Annotated in this window: 24 protein-coding genes and 1 CRISPR repeat array; of the genes, 6 read left to right on the forward strand and 18 right to left on the reverse strand. The window is 28.9% G+C overall.

What is annotated here, in order from left to right:
* Positions 1-180 precede the first annotated feature (180 nt).
* The 11 genes from FYJ83_RS15775 to FYJ83_RS15825 form a co-directional block, all read right to left on the reverse strand.
* Positions 181-645 carry a hypothetical protein gene (locus tag FYJ83_RS15775; RefSeq protein ID WP_154442152.1) on the reverse strand — a complete coding sequence of 155 codons (465 nt, stop codon included), beginning with the start codon at positions 643-645 and terminating at the stop codon, positions 181-183.
* 12 nt (positions 646-657) lie between these two features.
* Positions 658-1,641: a flotillin-like protein FloA gene (gene floA, locus FYJ83_RS15780; RefSeq protein WP_154442154.1), complete on the reverse strand. Its 984-nt coding sequence runs from the start codon at positions 1,639-1,641 to the stop codon at positions 658-660.
* A gap of 1 nt (position 1,642) precedes the next feature.
* Positions 1,643-2,365, reverse strand: coding sequence for an NfeD family protein (locus tag FYJ83_RS15785; RefSeq protein ID WP_154442156.1), 723 nt, complete (start codon positions 2,363-2,365; stop codon positions 1,643-1,645).
* 166 nt (positions 2,366-2,531) lie between these two features.
* A complete protein-coding gene (locus FYJ83_RS15790; RefSeq protein ID WP_154442158.1) occupies positions 2,532-2,975 on the reverse strand; it encodes a GatB/YqeY domain-containing protein in 444 nt (147 codons plus the stop codon).
* Positions 2,976-2,991: 16 nt separating this feature from the next.
* Positions 2,992-3,174 (reverse strand): 30S ribosomal protein S21, encoded by a 183-nt coding sequence (gene rpsU / locus FYJ83_RS15795; RefSeq protein ID WP_154442160.1) that lies wholly within the window; start codon positions 3,172-3,174, stop codon positions 2,992-2,994.
* 105 nt (positions 3,175-3,279) lie between these two features.
* Entirely contained in the window at positions 3,280-3,621 is a 342-nt protein-coding gene (locus FYJ83_RS15800; protein ID WP_154442162.1) for a histidine triad nucleotide-binding protein, read from the reverse strand.
* Between the two features lie 29 nt (positions 3,622-3,650).
* Complete coding sequence (gene mtaB, locus FYJ83_RS15805; RefSeq protein ID WP_154442164.1) at positions 3,651-5,003, reverse strand: tRNA (N(6)-L-threonylcarbamoyladenosine(37)-C(2))-methylthiotransferase MtaB; 1,353 nt, start codon at positions 5,001-5,003, stop codon at positions 3,651-3,653.
* 460 nt (positions 5,004-5,463) lie between these two features.
* Positions 5,464-5,619 (reverse strand): hypothetical protein, encoded by a 156-nt coding sequence (locus tag FYJ83_RS15810; RefSeq protein ID WP_154442166.1) that lies wholly within the window; start codon positions 5,617-5,619, stop codon positions 5,464-5,466.
* A gap of 279 nt (positions 5,620-5,898) precedes the next feature.
* Positions 5,899-6,078: a PF20097 family protein gene (locus FYJ83_RS15815; protein ID WP_229768621.1), complete on the reverse strand. Its 180-nt coding sequence runs from the start codon at positions 6,076-6,078 to the stop codon at positions 5,899-5,901.
* 99 nt (positions 6,079-6,177) lie between these two features.
* Complete coding sequence (locus tag FYJ83_RS15820; protein WP_154442170.1) at positions 6,178-6,897, reverse strand: hypothetical protein; 720 nt, start codon at positions 6,895-6,897, stop codon at positions 6,178-6,180.
* 384 nt (positions 6,898-7,281) lie between these two features.
* A complete protein-coding gene (locus tag FYJ83_RS15825) occupies positions 7,282-7,968 on the reverse strand; it encodes a nucleotidyltransferase domain-containing protein (RefSeq protein WP_154442172.1) in 687 nt (228 codons plus the stop codon).
* A gap of 36 nt (positions 7,969-8,004) precedes the next feature.
* A CRISPR array of direct repeats spans positions 8,005-8,421; the repeat unit is 29 nt; unit sequence ATTTACATTCTAATATAGTTCTATTAAAT.
* Between the two features lie 705 nt (positions 8,422-9,126).
* Between FYJ83_RS15825 and FYJ83_RS20055 the strand changes: the two genes are divergently transcribed.
* The 6 genes from FYJ83_RS20055 to FYJ83_RS15845 all read left to right on the forward strand — a co-directional run bounded on the left by FYJ83_RS20055 (position 9,127) and on the right by FYJ83_RS15845 (position 12,073).
* A complete protein-coding gene (locus tag FYJ83_RS20055) occupies positions 9,127-9,237 on the forward strand; it encodes a transposase (protein WP_216585353.1) in 111 nt (36 codons plus the stop codon).
* A 201-nt stretch (positions 9,238-9,438) separates the two neighbouring features.
* Positions 9,439-9,747 (forward strand): hypothetical protein, encoded by a 309-nt coding sequence (locus tag FYJ83_RS15830; protein WP_154442174.1) that lies wholly within the window; start codon positions 9,439-9,441, stop codon positions 9,745-9,747.
* Positions 9,748-9,765: 18 nt separating this feature from the next.
* Entirely contained in the window at positions 9,766-9,906 is a 141-nt protein-coding gene (locus FYJ83_RS19720) for a hypothetical protein (RefSeq protein ID WP_195838029.1), read from the forward strand.
* Positions 9,884-10,033, forward strand: coding sequence for an IS3 family transposase (locus tag FYJ83_RS20565; protein ID WP_154442176.1), 150 nt, complete (start codon positions 9,884-9,886; stop codon positions 10,031-10,033). The genes FYJ83_RS19720 and FYJ83_RS20565 overlap by 23 nt, the downstream gene beginning before the upstream one ends.
* Positions 10,034-10,859: 826 nt before the next feature.
* A complete protein-coding gene (locus FYJ83_RS20490; protein ID WP_326828358.1) occupies positions 10,860-11,606 on the forward strand; it encodes a recombinase family protein in 747 nt (248 codons plus the stop codon).
* Between the two features lie 20 nt (positions 11,607-11,626).
* On the forward strand, positions 11,627-12,073 hold the full coding sequence (locus FYJ83_RS15845) for a hypothetical protein (protein ID WP_154442180.1): 447 nt from the start codon (positions 11,627-11,629) through the stop codon (positions 12,071-12,073).
* Between the two features lie 504 nt (positions 12,074-12,577).
* Here FYJ83_RS15845 and FYJ83_RS15850 read toward each other — a convergent pair.
* The 7 genes from FYJ83_RS15850 to hemW form a co-directional block, all read right to left on the reverse strand.
* Positions 12,578-13,321: an RsmE family RNA methyltransferase gene (locus FYJ83_RS15850; RefSeq protein ID WP_154442182.1), complete on the reverse strand. Its 744-nt coding sequence runs from the start codon at positions 13,319-13,321 to the stop codon at positions 12,578-12,580.
* Positions 13,322-13,329: 8 nt separating this feature from the next.
* Positions 13,330-14,262, reverse strand: a complete 933-nt coding sequence (prmA, locus tag FYJ83_RS15855; RefSeq protein ID WP_154442184.1) for a 50S ribosomal protein L11 methyltransferase — start codon at positions 14,260-14,262, stop codon at positions 13,330-13,332.
* Positions 14,263-14,354: 92 nt separating this feature from the next.
* Complete coding sequence (gene dnaJ / locus FYJ83_RS15860; RefSeq protein WP_326828357.1) at positions 14,355-15,473, reverse strand: molecular chaperone DnaJ; 1,119 nt, start codon at positions 15,471-15,473, stop codon at positions 14,355-14,357.
* An 84-nt stretch (positions 15,474-15,557) separates the two neighbouring features.
* Positions 15,558-17,366, reverse strand: a complete 1,809-nt coding sequence (gene dnaK / locus FYJ83_RS15865) for a molecular chaperone DnaK (RefSeq protein ID WP_154442186.1) — start codon at positions 17,364-17,366, stop codon at positions 15,558-15,560.
* A gap of 23 nt (positions 17,367-17,389) precedes the next feature.
* On the reverse strand, positions 17,390-17,908 hold the full coding sequence (gene grpE / locus FYJ83_RS15870; RefSeq protein WP_154442188.1) for a nucleotide exchange factor GrpE: 519 nt from the start codon (positions 17,906-17,908) through the stop codon (positions 17,390-17,392).
* 24 nt (positions 17,909-17,932) lie between these two features.
* Complete coding sequence (gene hrcA / locus FYJ83_RS15875; RefSeq protein WP_154442190.1) at positions 17,933-18,985, reverse strand: heat-inducible transcriptional repressor HrcA; 1,053 nt, start codon at positions 18,983-18,985, stop codon at positions 17,933-17,935.
* Between the two features lie 130 nt (positions 18,986-19,115).
* Positions 19,116-20,252 (reverse strand): radical SAM family heme chaperone HemW, encoded by a 1,137-nt coding sequence (gene hemW / locus FYJ83_RS15880; RefSeq protein WP_154442192.1) that lies wholly within the window; start codon positions 20,250-20,252, stop codon positions 19,116-19,118.
* Positions 20,253-20,254 lie beyond the last annotated feature (2 nt).

The raw sequence follows: 20,254 nt of genomic DNA on the forward strand, positions 1-20,254 counted from the left end.
AAATCCTTAAAATATCTCTTGTTTTTTATGCTTTTTTTCTTTAAAGTTCTATATTTTTTAGTAAATTTAATTTTATTTAGGCTAAATTCTTTTAATCTAGTTTTCATACTCTAGTTAACACTATCTAATTCTATGCCTTTTGTGAAAAGACTATTCCACATAAAAAAGAAGCCTATGGCTTTATAGGCTTCTTTTTTGATTTTGTACACTTTTAGGAGGAGCTAAGATTTCAGAAAATATTATTCCTCTTAAAATATCTTTTTGTATTTCTTCTTTTTTGTATTCAATATTTTTTTCACTTAATGATTCCATAGATTTAACAGTTTTCACAGTATCCACATTATTTGTTTCTTTATAGTATTTTTTTCTTTCTAAGTCTACCTTTGTAATCTTGTGTTCTTTCTTGTTGTTAGCTTGAATACTTTTTTTATCTATGGTTTTATCTTCTTTTTTAGATAATTCTTTTTGAAGTTCTTCCTGTAAAATCTTTCTTAATTCTCCCAGTGTTCTAGTTTCTTTAGGTACTTTATTTATTTCTGGAATTCTCTGATTTTTTACTTCTTCTATTTTTTGCTTATCTTTTACAGATTTTAAAATTAAGTCTATTACAATAATGAGTACAAAGAATAGTATAGGACCGGGCATAGTAATCCCTCCTTATTTCTGCTTCTTATCGTCTTCAGCTATTTTAGATATTGATGAACGCATATCTGTATCTGCCAACACATTTCTCATATTATAATAGTCCATAACTCCTAAATTACCTGATTTTAAAGCTGTTGCTAAAGCCAATGGCACTTCTGCTTCCGCTTCTACTACTTTAGCTCTCATGGCCTGTACTTCTGCCCTCATTTCCTGTTCCTTAGCTACTGCCATTGCCCTTCTTTCTTCAGCCTTAGCTTCTGCAATTTTCTTATCTGCTTCTGCTTGATCCATTTGAAGTGTAGCTCCTATATTTCTACCTACATCTACATCTGCTATATCTATGGAAAGTATTTCAAAAGCAGTTCCTGAGTCTAGTCCTTTATCAAGTACAGTCTTAGATATGCTATCTGGATTTTCCAATACATCTTTATGAGAGTTTGAACTACCTACAGTAGTTACAATTCCCTCTCCTACTCTGGCTATAATAGTTTCTTCTCCTGCTCCTCCTACTAACCTTTCAATATTAGCTCTTACAGTTACTCTCGCTTTAACTACTACCTCTATACCATCTTTAGCTACTGCAGCTATTTGTGGAGTTTCTATTACCTTAGGATTAACTGATACTTGAACAGCTTCTAATACATTTCTACCTGCTAAATCTATAGCAGCGGCTCTTTCAAATTCCAATGGAATATTAGCTCTTTGTGCTGCAATCAAGGCATCTACTAAAGTATTTACATTTCCTCCTGCTAAATAATGAGCCTCTAATTCGTTAATTTTAATAACTAATCCTGCTTTTGTAGCTTTAATCATTGGATTTACTAATCGAGATGGTGATACTCTCCTAAGTCTCATACCTATAAGTGTAGACATGGATATTTTAACTCCTGAGAAAAATGCCGTAATCCAAAGTCCAACTGGCACAAATGAAAAGAAAAGCATTACAACAATTATAATAAATAATGCAAAACCTATTGGGAAAAATGCTGAACCCATATTAACCCCTCCTAACAAATATTTTTGAACCTTCTACCCTTGACACTTTTATGGTTACATTTTTAGGAATAAAATTTCCATCTGATAAAGCGTCTAATTTCACTCCATCTATTTCTATAAACCCAGCTGGGCGAAGTTCCGTTATACTAGTTCCTTCCTTGTCAACATATTGATTCATAGAATCCACTGATAAATATCCTTTTTCATCTTTATTTTCTGTATCTAATACAATTTTATTAAGAGCATTACTTTTAAAACCCATTTTAATTAAAATTACAGTTACAATAGAAGTAATTATTATAGCAATGCTCAAAGATACTAAAGCCACAGCAAAAGAATCCATAGCAAGAATTATCCCTAGGCTTACTAATATTATTCCACTAATACCTGGAAGTCCAAATCCTGGTACTGTTACCTCTATCACTAAAAGTATTAGTCCTATGACAAATAAAAGTAATGAAAACCAATTTGAGTTTCCCGCAAGTGAGTTTCCTCCAAAATATAGCCCAAAACCAATTATACTGATTACACCACCAATGCCAAAGCCTGGTGTCAAGATTTCAATTACCAATCCAACGAGTCCTATTGTTAATAATAAACTACTAATGTAAGGATTAGAAATGTACTCAGCCCACTTTACTTGAGTATTGCCATCTGCATATGCAATGTTTGATAAAATTAAGATTATCATTAGTATAGATATAGCCGTCCATCTTTTTTTCATTATAACACCCCCATTATATCTTCTAAATCCGACCTTCTATATACTATTACCCAGAAATTTATAAAATAACTATTAAATTAAATAGTTATTTAAATATTATATCATAAAATAGTTTATATGTTTCATAAAATAGTTTATATGTTAAAACCTGGGTAAAATACCCAGGTCAATTAAGAATTTTCTTTATTATTTTATTTACAATAGTGCCATCAGTTCTACCTTTTACCTTTGGCATTACAGTTTTCATTATTAAACCTATGTCTTTCATAGAAGTAGCATTTACTTCCTTTATGGTTTCAGCTACTATTTCTTCAACTTCCTCTTCTGAAAGCTGTTTAGGTAAGTATTCTAAAAGAATATCCATTTCTTTTTCTGTCAACTCTACTAAATCTTCACGTTGTCCTTTTTTAAATTCTTCAATAGCCATTCTCTTTTCTTTTAATTGCTTAGATATGATTTCTAGTATGGCCTCTTCAGATACATCTATTCTTTCATCTACTTCTTTTTGCTTTATAGCTGCCCTTATCATAGTAATAGTATTCTTTTTAATTGTATCTTTATTTCTCATGGAGTCTTTTAAATCCTCCATTAGTTTTTCTTTAAGGGACATTACTTCACCTTCTCAATTAAAATTTAGAGTGTTTTTTCCTTCTGGCTTCTTCGGATTTCTTTTTACGTTTAACGCTTGGTTTTTCATAGTGCTCTCTTTTTCTAGCTTCACCTAAAATGCCAGCACGTGCACATTGTCTTTTAAATCTTTTTAACGCATTATCAAGAGATTCGTTTTCTCCAACTTTAATTTCTGACATCGACTTCTCCCTCCTCTCTCTACTGCAAGAGTACTTTCATACTATAACTATTGGGCTACACACTAGATTATTATACATTAAAATTTCAAATATTTCAACTAGTATTTAGCCCGGTGGCCATAACATTTTTCTCTCACCTAATACATGGAAATGTATATGTTCTACAGTTTGTCCACCGTTTATACCACAGTTATTTACTATTCTATAGCCTTCTTCTAATCCTCTACTTTTTGCTATTTTAGACACTACAAATAATATATGACCCATAAGATTTTTATTATTTTCATCTATGTAGGCTGCTGATTCTATATGTTCTTTAGGTATTACAAGAAAATGTACTGGTGCTTGAGGATTAATATCTTCAAATGCTATAACCCTTTCATCTTCATATATTAGATTACTTGGTATCTTGCCTTTAATTATATTGCAAAACAAACAATCCGTCAATTAATTCACCTCCCAATCGTAATATAATTTTACTCCCCTATTAGAAAATCATCTTTAGCTTCCTTTATCTTTATATCATTAATACTGCCTATATTGTTAATTTCTTGTTTAGATTTCACTCTAATATAGTTTGTAGTATATCCCTCTATAAAATTCTTTTCTCTTTTACTTTCTTCTTCAAATAATACAGATAATGTTTTTCCTACAAAAGTAGAGTTAAATTCAAACATTAATTTTTCTCCTAAAGCCATTAGCTTTTCTGATCTACTATTTTTAATATTTCCATCTATCTGATTTTTATATTCTGCTGCAGGAGTACCTTTCCTTGGAGAATATTTAAATACATGAATCTTAGAAAATCTAATATCTTTTACAAACTCTAAAGTTTGGTTAAATTCTTCTTCTGTTTCCTCCGGAAATCCTACTATTATATCTGTTGTAATTCCTGCATTTGGCATATGTTTTCTTATTAAATTTACAATATCTTTATACTGAGAAGTAGTATACTTTCTGTTCATTCTTTTAAGAACAGTATCAGAACCTGATTGTAAAGATAAATGAAAATGGTCACAAACCTTTCCTATATTAACTATGGTCTTCATAAATTCTTCATCTATTAAAGTAGGCTCTAGAGAACTAAGCCTAATCCTTTCTATTCCATCTACCTTAGCCACTGCCTTTAGTACATCTGTTAAAGGTGTTTTATCTATATCTTTACCATATGATGCCACATGAATTCCAGCTAAAACTATTTCTTTAAATCCGACTTTAGCTAATTTTTCAGTTTCTCCAATTATTTCTTCTAGCCTTCTGCTTCTTATTGGACCTCTTGCATATGGTATTATGCAATAAGAACAAAATTGATTACACCCATCTTGAATCTTTATATAAGCTCTAGTTTTAGATTTTATTTCATCTATATTTATAGGTTCAAATTGTTTTTGTGTATTTACATTTTTAACTATGTTTATTTTCTCACTTTTTTTCTTTGCTTCTTTACATAGTTCTAATATTCTATGTCTCTCAGTAGTACCAATAATAACATCTACCCCTTCAATCTTTGATACTTCTTCTGGAGACACTTGGGAGTAACATCCTACTACTGCAATTACAGCATCTTGATTTAACTTTTTAGCTCTAGATATGAATTGCCTTGACTTTCTATCAGATAAATTTGTCACTGTACAGGTATTTATTACATATATATCAGCTATATCTTCGCTATTTACAACTATATATCCATCTTTTTCAAATATTTCTTCCATAGCTTCTGTCTCGTATTGATTTACTTTACACCCTAAAGTGAATATACTTACGGTCTTTTTTCTTCCATAGCGATGGAAAAATTCTTCACCACTAAGTGTTATATCTATATTATTCATTTTATCCCTCTCTATTTTTTTGCATGATGTATAAATATATAACTTTTTTTATTATCCCTAATAACGTATTTAATTATATACATAAACAAAAATCTTTTCAAATACTTTTTTCTTTCTTGTATCTTTTAATTATAACATTGATTTTAATATAATGTATATATTTAAACAAGATAAAGCTTATATTCCTACTAAAATAATCATAAACATTCGATATAGTCTTTTAAAGCGTGTATAAGCCCTAAGAAAAGTATTTGTTTACATGGCATGTAATTATATTAATCCCTACGGAAAAATTGATTCTAGACCAAAATGTTAAGTCACTTTTTCTAAGAACAATATTCAAATCCTCCAAAATCAAAAAAGACCCTAGATTACTCTAGAATCTTATCATATCTGTGATAATATAATATTGCAATAAATCTTTCTAGTATAGTCAATTAACACCATATCTCTCAAAACTCTATACTATCATTCTTTCCTGTTCTAATTCTACTAATGATACATCTATAACTTTTTTCAATACACTAGTTATGTAGTTTCTTTCATCTTCTGTAAATTTCATAGTTTCCAAAGAACATAATAAATCCTTAGATATAAGTAGCCAATTCTCTAACATAACTTATCACCCCTCATATAGATTTACTTATATATTTCTACATAAGTTTTAAAACTCCTTCAAAAAATAAAAAAAGACCAGAATTAATTTTCTGGTCTAATAACTCTTAATTCTCTAGGAAGATTTTCTTTTCTCTCAATAAATCCTTTTAATTCTAAATTCTTTAAATATATATGAAAGATGCTACTAAATTTTAATCCCATTAATTTCCTCGAAAAAAGAAACTAAGACACTCAAAATCTTAAAAATATATGATTTAATATCTAAAATTTATTCTTCTTAAACATCATTTTTTATTAGAAATATCTCATCTTTCTCACAATAATAGGTTATTATTCCATTCCTATTTTTTTCTAAATCAATACCTTTTACAAAAGCTTGTAAAAATACTCCTTTATCTTTTTCATCAGGGATCCATTTTAATTTATATCTATCCCCATGAATTATACCTTTTTTCATATCTTTATTACAATATGGACATATCATTTTCTCAATCCTTTTTATAAATTAATAATAAAGTGTTTTTATAAAAACACTTTATTATTAATAAAATTATACCTATCTATAACTTACAGCCACAAGTACCTCTGTAGCATAATTACTATCAATTAAACTTAAATCAATATATCGCCCTCCCCAATACTCAGCTGTATGAAAAGTTCCATAATTAGTTTCTATACATCTCCACATAACATCATATCCTCTATCAGTTTGAGTTCTTATTTTTTTAGCTAAATCGGCATCTCTTGCAGAGGTGAAAAATCCTGTAACTGTAATGACGGGACCCACTGTAGGAATAAATCCACTTAACAACCAAATAAATTGACTTCTTAAATCAAAATCTAATGTTCCTGCTAATTCTTTACCTGTATCGTTTGTTAAATAATGGTCTGTAGTCTTTTGATTAAGATTAGGCGCTCCTAAATGTTTTACTACAACAGCTTCAGTATATCCTGATGGAATATAATCTGAGACAGAAGACTGTACATTTGTTTTTACTTCATCAAGGTTTATGTCTATTTTTTTTAAGCTTTTATTTGAATTTTTAATTTCTATTATTCTACTTTCTTTAATTTCCCCTGTTTTAACAACTATATCTTTTTTTTGAATAGGTTGTCCATCATAATAAGCAACTATCTCATTATCATCAGCCTTATAAAATAAGCTGGTAAGTCTTGGATTATAATTATTATCATTTATATGTGCATAACTAGGTATGCAGGTAACCATAACCATTACAATTGCTAATAAAGATAAAGCTATTTTCTTAGATTTCAAAGATCTCCCTCCTTATTATTATAACACCTCTTATTTTTTTTAAAAACACCTCTTATTTTTCTAAAATCACCTCCTTTTATCTTTCTAAAATCACCTCCTTTTATTCTGTTAATTATAATATACTACAAGGAAGATGATAATCCCTTCATTTCTTCATAAGAAAATTCCTACAAACTATACTATAATCAATTCAGTTTTTACAATATAATATTTTTTTAGATTATAAATATAATTAAATGTCATAAAAAAATATAAAATATAGTATTTTTCCGTCGATTTTTCAAGTTTAAAATCTATTATAAATTCTTTCAAAAAATAAAAAAAGACCAGGATTAATTTTCTGGTCTAATAACTCTTAATGCTCTAGGAAGGTTTTCTCTTCTCTCAATAAATCCTTTTAATCCTAAATTCTTTGAATAGATTGTGAAATAAAACTTCAATTTGCGAGTCCACTTCAAAATTTTTACAAAGTTTATCAAAAATACATTTTATATCATCTTCAAAATTATTATTAAAACTTAAATCAGTAATTTTTAATGAAATAAGACTCTCTTTAATTTCTTCTAATAAATCATATGCACTGTCAGTTTTATTAGATAGATACTTTATAGTTCCCCTATGTAATAACCTTAATACCTTATACCATTCTGGTCTATTAGGTATGTAATTAAATTCTAGTTGTTTTCTTATAATTTCTTTATTATCTATGATAAAGTTTGTATCATCTTTCAAAAGAACTATACTGTTTTGCAAATCTTGTTGTGAAATTGTTTCCCTTATGTCCAAATCGACAGAAATGTTATCCTGATAGACCAAGATTAATATACCTTTAGGGTTTTCAGTAAAATTTATCATTACGGGATTACCATAGAGTGAAATAATTTCATCAACTCTATGACTATCAATGTTGCCTAAAATTATTAAGTCTATGTCAGAAAATTTTGTTGCTGCGCCTCTTGCTAAAGAACCCTTTAAAATCATTGAAAATCCATTATTTTTACAAAATTCATAAACAGATTCAATATAACTTTTATAATTTGATGAAGGATAATCTATTTCAAAATTAAGCATAATAGCCTCCTTTCTAATCAAAGACAATACTAGCTCATTTACATTCTAATATAGTTCTATTAAATTTAATTTTTTTTTGATTCCTTCATCTAGCATTTCATTTACATTCTAATATAGTTCTATTAAATAGGAATTTCTGATAGATCTGTAGGCTATTATGAAAAATTTACATTCTAATATAGTTCTATTAAATTAAATAATGACGGAACTACAGAAGTAGTAGATGTAAATTTACATTCTAATATAGTTCTATTAAATTGTGTCAATATCTTTATTCTTTTTTGCTTCTTCTTTATTTACATTCTAATATAGTTCTATTAAATTGTATTGTTTAACCCATCTATTACAGGAACAAACATATTTACATTCTAATATAGTTCTATTAAATTGAGATAATGTTTGAAACTATAGAGGATAGAATCGTATTTACATTCTAATATAGTTCTATTAAATACGAATCTTTTGGTTGCTTGGTTTTACTGGGCTGTATGGGTAATTTTTGTCGACCTAGCAATTTATTTGTAATATCATCTTATTTTACTACTTGTTATTATATCTAAACATATCATACACATCTATTTATAATGATTTGTCAATCTACTATAATATTTACACTATTATAGATAGACAATATACATTCTAAAAAAATTAGATATTTTATCATGAACTATTCCTAAAAAATCTTTTTCTACTTATCTTTCATTTTCACTTGGAAATATTAGTTAAGAATATCATATACAAGTATTATATATCAAATAAGGTTAAAAATAAATTAATTTGATATTATTTTATATTAAATTAATTTAAACGGTAATTTATAAGAAGTTTATATTTTTCATCATAGTATTATTTCAACTTATCCATATCCTCTAAAGTATATTTGTTTTTATAAAATTTCTAATTTAAGTAAATATTTTATTGTAACACTAAAAGTTATAATAACCCCTAGTGTAAATTCTATTACTTCCACTAAAAGCAGTATAGACACATTTTTCTAGTTAATTCTCTACCGCCTATATAGTTACCCCCTAGAAATATATTCTATATTTATTTAAAAATTTTTTTAAAAATAAAAAAGAACCTAGATTTTGATATGATACTTCTAAAGTAGACAGTTTAATTAATTAAAATTAGATTATCTACTTGGAGGTATTTTTTATGGGAAAAAAATCGAAGTATAGTAAAGAGTTTAAGTTGTCAGCAATAAAGGAATATACTTTAGGCAAATATTCAATGGCAAATTTAGCTACTAAATATATAAAGATGTAGCTGATAAGTATTCAATTACTTACGCACTGGTATACAAATGGACAAGGACATATATAGACAAGAGGTCAGAAGTACTAAAGTATCAAAAGCGTGGACCAAAGGCAAAGTCTGAAATTGATGAAAGCAATTTAACAGAAATAGAGAAGTTAAAGCTAGAGCTTGAAAAAGAAAAATCATTAAGAAAAAGAAGAAAATTTGAACTTGAAGTTCTTAAAAAAGAGAGGAATTCGAAAAGAAACTTCGCTCTCGAAAGTAAGGCAGGAAGCAGAATACGAAACAATAGATTTTTTTAAAGATAAAGCTTATCTAGTAATCAAACTGTGTGAAGTTCTAGGAATTTCAAGAAGTGGATACTACAAATATAAGGATAGGATTACATCCGAAAAAGAAAATCAAGATAAACTATTATGTTTACTAATTACTGAATATCATTCAACCTTTGATGGAATTTTAGGGTATGGAAGAATGACTATGTTCATTAACAAACTAAATCATAAATCATTTTCATAAGGATATATTCATAGACTTATGAATATTTTAGGTATTACAGCCAGAATTAGAAAAAAGAAAGTTAATCGTAAGAAAATAAAAACAGAACATACAAAAGAGAATATTTTATCAAGAGATTTTACCACTAAGACTCCTAATGAGATATGGAAAAAAGTTTAAAACACTTGAAGAATTCAGAGACAAAATAGTTGAATATATTAAATCTTACAATGAAAAAAGATTTCAAAAAAAACTAAGATGCATGGCTCCTTTAGAATATCGAAACCATGCATCCACATGTGTATAATATTTAAATTAAATTATTTGTCTACTTGACATTAGTCAGTTCATTTTACTTTAGAGCCTTATCATATTTATAAAATATTGTTATCACCCTTTCTAATATAGCAGACTTTAGAATTAGTCACTTATGATAAGTCCTCATCTTCTATCCCACTAGGTTTTCGGTAATAAGTTTTCTCATATTCATTGAATACATTAATGACTGTTTTATATAATTCTACTACTGATACAATTGCATTAGCATATAGTTAATGCCCCTTTATATTAAGTATATAGAGAGTATGTTTATGTTGGTTTACAACATCTCAAATTTTATTATTTTTTTATTTTAAGATAATTAAAGCATTCTATAAAAAAGTTAACTAAAGAATAGAACAAAATAAAACTTCCAACAATACTGATTAACGCTAATAACCTAAACATAATTAAATCTAGCCAATAAGGAGGATTACCAAACAAATCAAAAAATGGTGAAATACCTCCATCTAACAATTGAAAACTACGACAAAATATTAATATTAAGGAACAAAGAGACATCTTGAAAAACATATTAATCCTTTCCAAAACATATATACCCCCTTTTCAATTATATCTAATTTTCTATTGACAATCTATTATGACATACTTCAAATTATTCCCTATCTCATATACGCTAGTTTAAAACTTAACCCAATTATACCATAACAAATATATACCAACAAATAAAAAACCTAGATTTTACTCCATGGTCTTAAGGATTATTTATATTCTATTGTTACTTTTCCGTCTTTATATCCTAATTCTTCTAAGAAAGAAAGGAACTTATTAATTATGCTAAGTACGTTTTAGGGATTGATGACTTTGAAGTATTTTCTGACGCAGGTTACTCCGGAAAAAATATGGACAGGCCAGCCTTTCAAGATATGATGAACCGTATTAGGCAAGGCGAATTTACTCATCTTATCGTCTGGAAAATAGATAGAATATCAAGAAATTTATTAGATTTTGCTAAAATGTATGAAGAATTAAAGAAAAATAATGTGGCATTTATATCTAAAAATGAACAATTTGATACATCTTCAGCTATGGGAGAAGCTATGCTTAAAATAATACTTGTTTTTGCTGAACTTGAAAGAAAGCTTACAGGTGAGCGTGTATATTCTATTATGCTATCTAGAGCTGAAAAAGGACTGTGGAATGGTGCAACTGTACCTTTAGGATATAAATGGTCAGACGAGATTAAGTTTCCCGTTATAGATGAAAATGAGGCTTCCACAGTAAAATATATTTATAATCTATACGAAAATAACCAATCAACTCCCAAGACAGCTCGTCAATTAAACCTAGAAGAAGTAAAAACCAAACGTGGAGGCAAATGGACAGCTAAAACCGTTGGCGATATACTTAGAAATCCTTTCTACATAGGAACCTATCGTTATAATGTAAAAACTAGTCCTAACAGAAGATGGAAAGATGAAAAGGAATGGGTAGTAATCGAAAATAATCATCCAGGTATTATTTCTTCTGAACAATTTAAAAAAGTAAACAAAATGTTAACTAATAACTATAGAGGGGTCAGTATCAGAGATCAAATATAAACACTCATATCCTCTCTGGAATGGTTTATTGTGGGAATTGTGATACTGCTTGTCATGCTGGACTTGATAGTCCTAGAAAAGACGGATATAGACCTTCTAGATATACATGTTCAACAAGACAGTTCAATGAGGAACAATGTACTAATTTTATAAGTGATATAACTCTACTACCTTTCATACTAAATTATATTTCTAACTTTATAAAACTCCAAAATTCAATAGTCAAGAAGCACTCATTAAAAGATATTGAAAAAATATTACTCAAAGGAAAATCTTTTATCGACGTTGCTGGAATTGATAGAGAAGGACTTGTACAAACTTACTCTATATTTGTATATGGGTTTGAGAATCAGAAATATGACAAACCAGAAGTTGTCAATGAATCTACTACAAACTTAGAACTGGAAAATCTCAAAAAAGAAAAACAAAAATATGAAAAAGCTATGGAAAGATTAGAAAGCTATTAGATACTGTCTCCATAGATTTAATAAAAGACTTTGTTCAAACTGTAATAGAAAAAGTAGTTGTAAATGACAAGAAGGTCATGTCAATAACCTTTGTAAATGGTATTGTTCATAAATTTGCTTACAAAGAAATTGCTCAACAAAAAATCAGGACCAGAGAAAAGTTTTTATATTTGTCATTTGAACCTATGTTATTAGAATACCTAGAGGAACATCAATCTATTACCCGGAAAGATGTGGAAAAACTAACAGGCTTGAGAGATCTGGTGCCCATTCTATTTTGCAAGAATTTATGGATAGAGGGATCATAGAAAGAAAAGGTGAATCTATATCGATTAGATGTTTTTTAAAGGAATAAATAGGACCACTTTTAATACAAAGTGGTCTTTTGTTTACTAAATTTATTTTTATTGTACTGGTGTCTTTGCAAGGATTACAAAAGAATTAAAAATAGCCATATTTAGGTTTACTTCCTCACACGTAGTGTATAAAAAGCTACTTTGTTCATTAAACCACTCCTAAGTCTCCAAGTTCATAAAGTGTTATTGTTGCTGATACAATTCCAGCTGTTTCTGTTCTAAGTATGCGAGGCCCTAAGGTTACTATTTTTGCTCCTATTTCCTTTAATCTTTGTATTTCATCAGGTTCAAATCCACCTTCAGGACCTATTATTAAATGTATATCATTTCCTTCCATACTTTTTAATGCTTTTCTTATGGTTTCTTGTTTTTCATCTTCATAGGGTACAAGTATATTTTCTTTGTCCTTTAATAAAAGAATCATTTCATCAAATGTAAGAATTTCTTTTACTATTGGAAGAATGTCTCTCTTGCTCTGTTTCGCTGCTTCATCTGCTATGGTATTCCATCGTTCTACTTTAGATTGCTCTTTTTTAATATCTTTTATTTTTACTACTGATCTATGACTTGCCAATGGATAAAATTCCTTTACTCCTATTTCTGTACATTTTTGTATGATTAAATCCATTTTACTCCCTTTGGCCAATCCTTGATATAATGTAATATTTATATTTGATTCGTTAGAACCTTGATTTTTATCTATTATCTTTGAAATTACTTTACTTTTATCCATATACTCTATTTCACAAATATAAGTCATGCCCTCTGAGGCAATCTCAATTTTTTCACTTGCTTTTATTCTTAAAACATCTTTTATATGCTTTATATCGGTCCCTATTATTTCTATAGTATCGTTTTGTATCTGTTCCTTTTCAACGAAAAATCTGTGCATATTCTCACCTAATTATTAGTAGCTATAATACAAGCCCAACTATTTTGTTTCTTAATTTCTAGAATTTTAAATCCATTTTCTATTAATGCCTTTTCTACTAAATCAATTTTTTCTATAATAATACCTGATGTAATAAATATTCCACTATCTTTTAGATATGCTTTTAGATCCTTTGTCATTTTTGCAATTATTTCTGCTATTATATTGGATACTATTATATTAGCCTTACCTTCGACTACATCTAGTAAATTACCATTTTTAATTTCTACAATATCACTTACATTATTTAACTGTATATTTTCATTAGATACTTTTACACATACTTCATCTAAGTCCACCCCTACTACTTTTTTCGCTCCAAGTTTTGCTGCCACTATACTAAGTATGCCACTACCACAGCCAATATCATATACTGTATCGCCTTGTTTTACATACTCTTCTAAAGCTTCAGTACACATAATAGTAGTTTCATGGGTTCCTGTACCAAAAGCCATGCCTGGGTCTAATTCTATTAATATATCATCTTCTTCCAATGTGCATTCTTCCCAAGAAGGTTTAATTAATATTTTCTTTCCTATTCTAAGAGGTTTATAATATTTTTTCCATGAATCTGCAAAGTCCTCATCATTTATAACTGCTATATTGATTTCATTTGACCCTAAGGCTATGGTAGAATTGGCTTTCATTCTAATTTTTATTTCTTCTATTATTTCTTCTACATTTTCTTCTTCTGAAAAATAAGCTTTAATAGATATTTCGTCTGATTCTATATTTATTAAATCAGGGTCTACAAAATCCCAATTTTCCTTATACTTAGATAGTTCAAGAATATCTCTTGGATCTTCTATAGCAAGTCCCGTAGCTCCTGCATCATATAAAATGCTTGATACTAAGTCCTCTAATTCGGCAGTAGTTTTTATTTTAACTTCCGTCCAATTCATAAACACACATCCTTTTTAGTTTAAAATAATTATAACCTAAGCATAATATAAAAGTCACTATGATTTTAAAAACAATCACTGTATAGTGATTGTTAATTAAAGGCATCTTTAACCTTGCCAAAAAATCCTTTTTTATGTTCTTTAATATCTTCTCCAGTTTCTTTCGCAAAATCCCTTAATAATTCTTTTTGCTTCTCTGATAATTTAGTAGGCACTGCTACTTCTACAGTAAAAAATAAATCTCCTCTTCCATGTCCTCTAAGATATGGAACTCCCATACCTTTAAGTCTATATTCAGTTCCTGTCTGTGTTCCTTCTGGAATAGTATAATTTGTTATCCCTTCTAAAGTCGGTACTTGTATTTCTGCTCCCAATGCTGCTTCTGTAAATGTAATAGGTATAGTTAGATATATATTATTTCCAGTACGTTTAAATATTGGGTCTTCAGCTACATTTATATAAATATATAAATCTCCGCTAGGTCCGCCTTTATCTCCAGATTCACCTTCTCCTCTCATGGATATAATAGACTCATTATCCACACCTGCAGGAATTTTAACTTTAATCTTTTTAGTCTTCATTTCTTTGCCTGAACCATTACAACTATTACATTTTTCTTTAATGATTTCACCTGTTCCATTACAAGTATCACAAGTAGAAGTCCTTACAAATTGTCCAAGAGGAGTTTGCTGAGCATATCTTACTTCTCCTCTACCATTACAGGTCCTACAAGTTTCCTTTGATGTTCCTGGTTTGGCTCCCGTCCCGCTACAAGAACTGCAATTTTCTGTTCTTCTAATTTGTATTTCTTTTTCTGTGCCAAATATGGATTCCTTAAACTCTAGATTTAAATCATACCTTAAATCATTACCCCTAGTTGGTCCATTTCGTCTTGAACCCCTACTAAATCCACCACCAAACATATCAAATATATCTTCAAAAATATCACCAAATCCTCCAAAGCCTTCACCATATCCACCTGCTTGAGGATCTACTCCTGCGTGTCCAAATCTATCATATCTAGATTTTTTCTCTGGATCACTTAATATTTCATAAGCCTGATTCGCTTCTTTAAATTTTGCTTCAGCTTCTTCATTATTTGGATTTAAATCAGGATGATATTTCTTTGCTAAAGTTCTATAGGCCCTCTTTATCTCATCTTCTGATGCATCTTTACCTATACCCAAGATTTCATAGTAATCCCTCATCATTTCACCAACCTTTAAATTTCCTCATACAATTATATCAAATATATGAGCTAAATCAAATGATTTAGCTCATATATTTTTCTTTTTTTATTCTTCATCTACTACTTCGTAGTCTGCATCTACTACATCATCATTTGCTTCTTGACTGCCTTCTTGGTTATTAGCATTTTCATACATTTTTTGAGATATAGAATAAAATGCTTCAGTTAATTCTTCAGTTTTTTGCTTAATTTCATCATAGTCGTCTCCCTCTAACGCTTTCTTTAACTCTTCTAGCTTGGATTCAACTTGTGCTTTTTCATCTGCCCCAATTTTGTCTTCTACTTCTTTTAAAGTCTTTTCAGTTTGATAAACTAGATTATCTCCATTATTTCTTATTTCGATAGTTTCTTTTCTCTTTTTATCTTCTTCTGCAAATCTCTCTGCTTCTTTTACTTTTCTTTCTATTTCATCATCTGAAAGCTTAGTAGAAGCAGTTATGGTTATTCTCTGTTCTTTTCCTGTTCCTAAGTCTTTTGCACTTACATTTACAATACCATTGGCATCTATATCAAAAGTTACTTCTATTTGCGGAACTCCTCTTTGTGCTGGAGGTAATCCTGTTAATTGGAATCTTCCCAATGTAGTATTGTCTGCAGACATTTGACGTTCACCTTGTAGAACATGAATATCTACTGATGTTTGGTTATCTGCTGCTGTAGTAAATATTTGACTCTTTTTAGTTGGTATAGTTGTATTTCTTTCAATCAATCTAGTAGTTACTCCACCTAAAGTCTCAATACCTAAAGAAAGTGGTGTAACGTCTAATAAAAGTATATCCTTAACTTCTCCAGCAAGAACCCCACCTTGTATTGCTGCGCCTAATGCAACACATTCATCTGGGTTAATATCTTTTTGAGGTTCTCTTCCGATTAACTTCTTAACTGCATCTTGAACAGCTGGAATTCTAGTTGAACCACCAACTAAAAGCACTTTTTCTATATCAGAAGCTTGTAAACCAGCATCTTTTAATGCTTCTCTAACTGGCTCCAATGTTTTATCAACTAAGCTAGAAGTCAATTCATTGAATTTCGCTCTTGTAATATCCATATTTAAATGTAATGGACCTGATTGAGTAGCAGTAATAAATGGAAGATTGATATTTGTTGACATAGTTGAAGACAATTCTTTTTTAGCCTTTTCCGCAGCTTCTTTCAGTCTTTGTAAACTCATTTTATCTTGTTTTAAATCTATTCCATTTTCTTTTTTAAATTGTTCAGCTATATAGTTTACTACGGCTTCATCAAAGTCGTCTCCCCCTAGATTATTGTTTCCGCGAGTAGCTAATACTTCAAATACTCCATCTCCAAGTTCTAGTATAGATACGTCAAAAGTACCTCCACCTAAGTCGAATACCATAATCTTATGCTGTCCTTCTTCTTTATCCATTCCATAAGCAAGAGCTGCTGCTGTTGGTTCATTTATAATCCTTTTTACTTCTAATCCTGCTATTTTTCCAGCATCTTTTGTTGCTTGTCTTTGACTATCTGTGAAATACGCTGGCACTGTAATTACTGCCTCAGTAACAGTTTCACCTAAATAGCTTTCTACATCTGCCTTGATTTTTTGTAAAATCATAGCTGATATTTCTTCTGGTGAATAGTCTTTACTATCTATATTTACTTTATGGTCTGAACCCATTTTTCTTTTTATTGAAGCTACTGTTCTATCTGGATTTGTTATGGCTTGCCTTTTTGCTGTTTCACCAACAAGTCTTTCTCCATCCTTTGTAAATGCTACTATAGATGGTGTTGTTCTATTTCCTTCTATATTAGCTATTATAGTAGGCTCTCCACCCTCCATTACTGCAACACATGAGTTTGTAGTACCTAAGTCAATTCCAATTATTTTTCCCATATATAACTCCTCCTAAATAAATGTTATTTTGCAACTTTAACCATTGATGGTCTAATAACTTTGTCTTTTAATATATACCCTGTCTGTAACACTTCAGATATTTTTCCTTCATCATATTCTGTATTTTCTTCCATAAGTATTGCATGATGGAAATTAGGATTGAAATCTTCTCCTAAGGATTTTATTTCTTCAATTCCATTGTCATTAAGGGTTTTTATTAACTGTTGGTATATCATTTCTATACCTTTATAAAAACCACTTTCCTTATCTTCCTCTGATTCCATTGCTCTTTGAAAATTATCTATTATAGGCAATAAATCGCATACAAAAGATTCCAAAGCATAAGCAATTGTACTCTCCTTATCTTTTTCAACTCTTTTTCTAAAATTAATAAAATCAGCTTGAAGTCTTAATAATTTATTGTTTAGCTCTTCTACTTGTTTTGATTCCTCAGTTTCTTCTAAATCTTCATTAGAACTATCAGAAATAACTTCTTCTGTTAATTCCTCATCTTCTTTAGGGTTTTCATTTTCTTTTTTCATTACATCACCTCTTAAATATTATAGTTATCTTGAGATATGTTTGCCCATGAGCATATCTATAATTTCTGTAATGTTTACAGAAAATAACTGCAATGTATTTATTAAATTCAAGTAATCCATTCTTGTAGGGCCTATAATACCTATTTTCCCTATGGTTTTATCCCCTAGTTTATAGGTTGTTGTAATTAAGCTACAATCTTTTATAGATTCATGAATATTTTCATTTCCAATTATTATTTCCATGTCTTGAGATATAGAATTATTTAATAAAAGATCTACAACTAAATCTTTATCTTCTATAAAGGATATAAAAGATTTAGCTTTTTCTAAGTCCTTATACTCTGGAAAATTTAGTATTTTAGTTATACCATCTGAATATAAATCAACATTATCTATATCTTCCATAGATTGGTTTATAATAGGTATAATTTTATCTATAGTGGTCTTATATTCATATATCTCCTTCATTATACCCTCTGATAATTCCTCACCAATCTCTTCTATTGATAAACCTTTTAGTCTGTGAGTTAAATAATTAGATATTATATTAATCTGTTCTTCTGGTATCTCCTGATTCAATCTAAAAATAGAATTTTTAACTGTTCCAGTATTGCTTATTAAAACCATCAATACCTGTTTTTCATCAATTGGTATTAGCTGAATATGTTTTATTTTAGATCCCTTCATGTTTGGAGATAGTGCAAGGGCTGTATAGCTGGTTATGGCAGATAATACTTTTGCAGAGTTTTGTAATAACTGCTCTATTTCTCTCGATTCACTAATTAAGATTTTTTTAATCTTGCTCTTCTTTTCTAAATCTATTTTATAATTTTGATTTTTTAAGATTTCATTTACATATAATCTATATGCCTTATCTGACGGAACTCTTCCTGACGAAGAATGAGGCTTGTTTAGATATCCTAATTCTTCTAAGTCAGACATTTCATTTCTTATGGTAGCAGAGCTTACTCCTAAATCATATTGTTTAGTTATTGTTCGTGAACCTATAGGTTCTGCACTCATTATATAAGAATTTATAATGGCATAAAGAACTTTAAGCTTTCTATTATCTAGCATACTCTATCACCTCAGTATTTTAAATACTAGACTTGTTATTAGCACTCTATGTTATTGAGTGCTAATGCTTACGATTTAAAGTTACCACTACTAATAAATTTTGTCAATAGTTTTTGATAAAAATGTTAAATTATTTTAGAAAATCTACCTCTACTAAGTTGGATAAATCTAATCCTTTCTTTGTTAATTTAACAAAGCCTTTTTCATTTACTATTAATCCATTATTTATATGCTTATTTATTATATCCTCATATCGATTTTCTATTTCTTCGTCAAATCTTCTCTTAAATTCTAGTTTATTTATTCCTTTTATTTTTCTTAGTCCTAATATACAAAATTCCTCTATTTCTGTTTCCAAATTAATTATTTCTTCTCCATCTATTGGCAAATCCTTTTCCTTTAACTTTTTTATATAATTATTTATATTAGATACGTTAAAAAACCTTTTATTTTCCATATAAGAATGACTACTTAATCCTAATCCTAAATACGGTTCTAAGTCCCAATAGACTAAATTATGTTTACATTCATATCCTGCCAAACTATAGTTGGAAATTTCATAGTGATTATATCCATAATTAATAAGATATTCTGTAACCTTATGATACATTTCTCTTTCAATATCCTCATTAGGAAGTGTTATACTTCCTTTCCTATATAAATTATACAGCTTTGTATTTTCTTCTAATATAAGTCCATAATAAGATATGTGTTTTACTCCAATTTGAATTATCTTATCTAGTGAATCTATTACATTTTCAATAGTTTGGTTAGGCAATCCAAAGATCAAATCTACATTGATATTTTCTATATTTGCTCCCTTTAGCAATTCATAACTTCTATAAAAATCTTCCGAGGTATGAATTCTTCCTATGGATTTTAATAAATTATTATCTAGAGTTTGTACTCCCATACTGACTCTATTGATTCCGGCTTCTTTGTATAACCTTACTTTTTCTTTATCTATGGTTCCTGGATTTGCTTCTATAGTTATTTCTGTTAAACCAGTAGTATTGAAATTTTCATATATAAACTGAAGAAGTTTATATATATATTTTCCATCTATAGATGATGGAGTTCCACCGCCTATAAATATGGTTTTTATTGTATAATCTTTTAGTTTTTCCTTATACATTTCCATTTCAATTAGAAGACTACTTATATAATCATGGATTCTATGATTTTCATGAGAAAATGACGTAAAATCACAATAATAACATTTGCTTATACAGAAAGGTATATGAATATATAAAGAGATTTCTTTCATTT

The organism is Tissierella pigra, assembly GCF_009695605.1.
Lineage (GTDB): Bacteria > Bacillota > Clostridia > Tissierellales > Tissierellaceae > Tissierella > Tissierella pigra.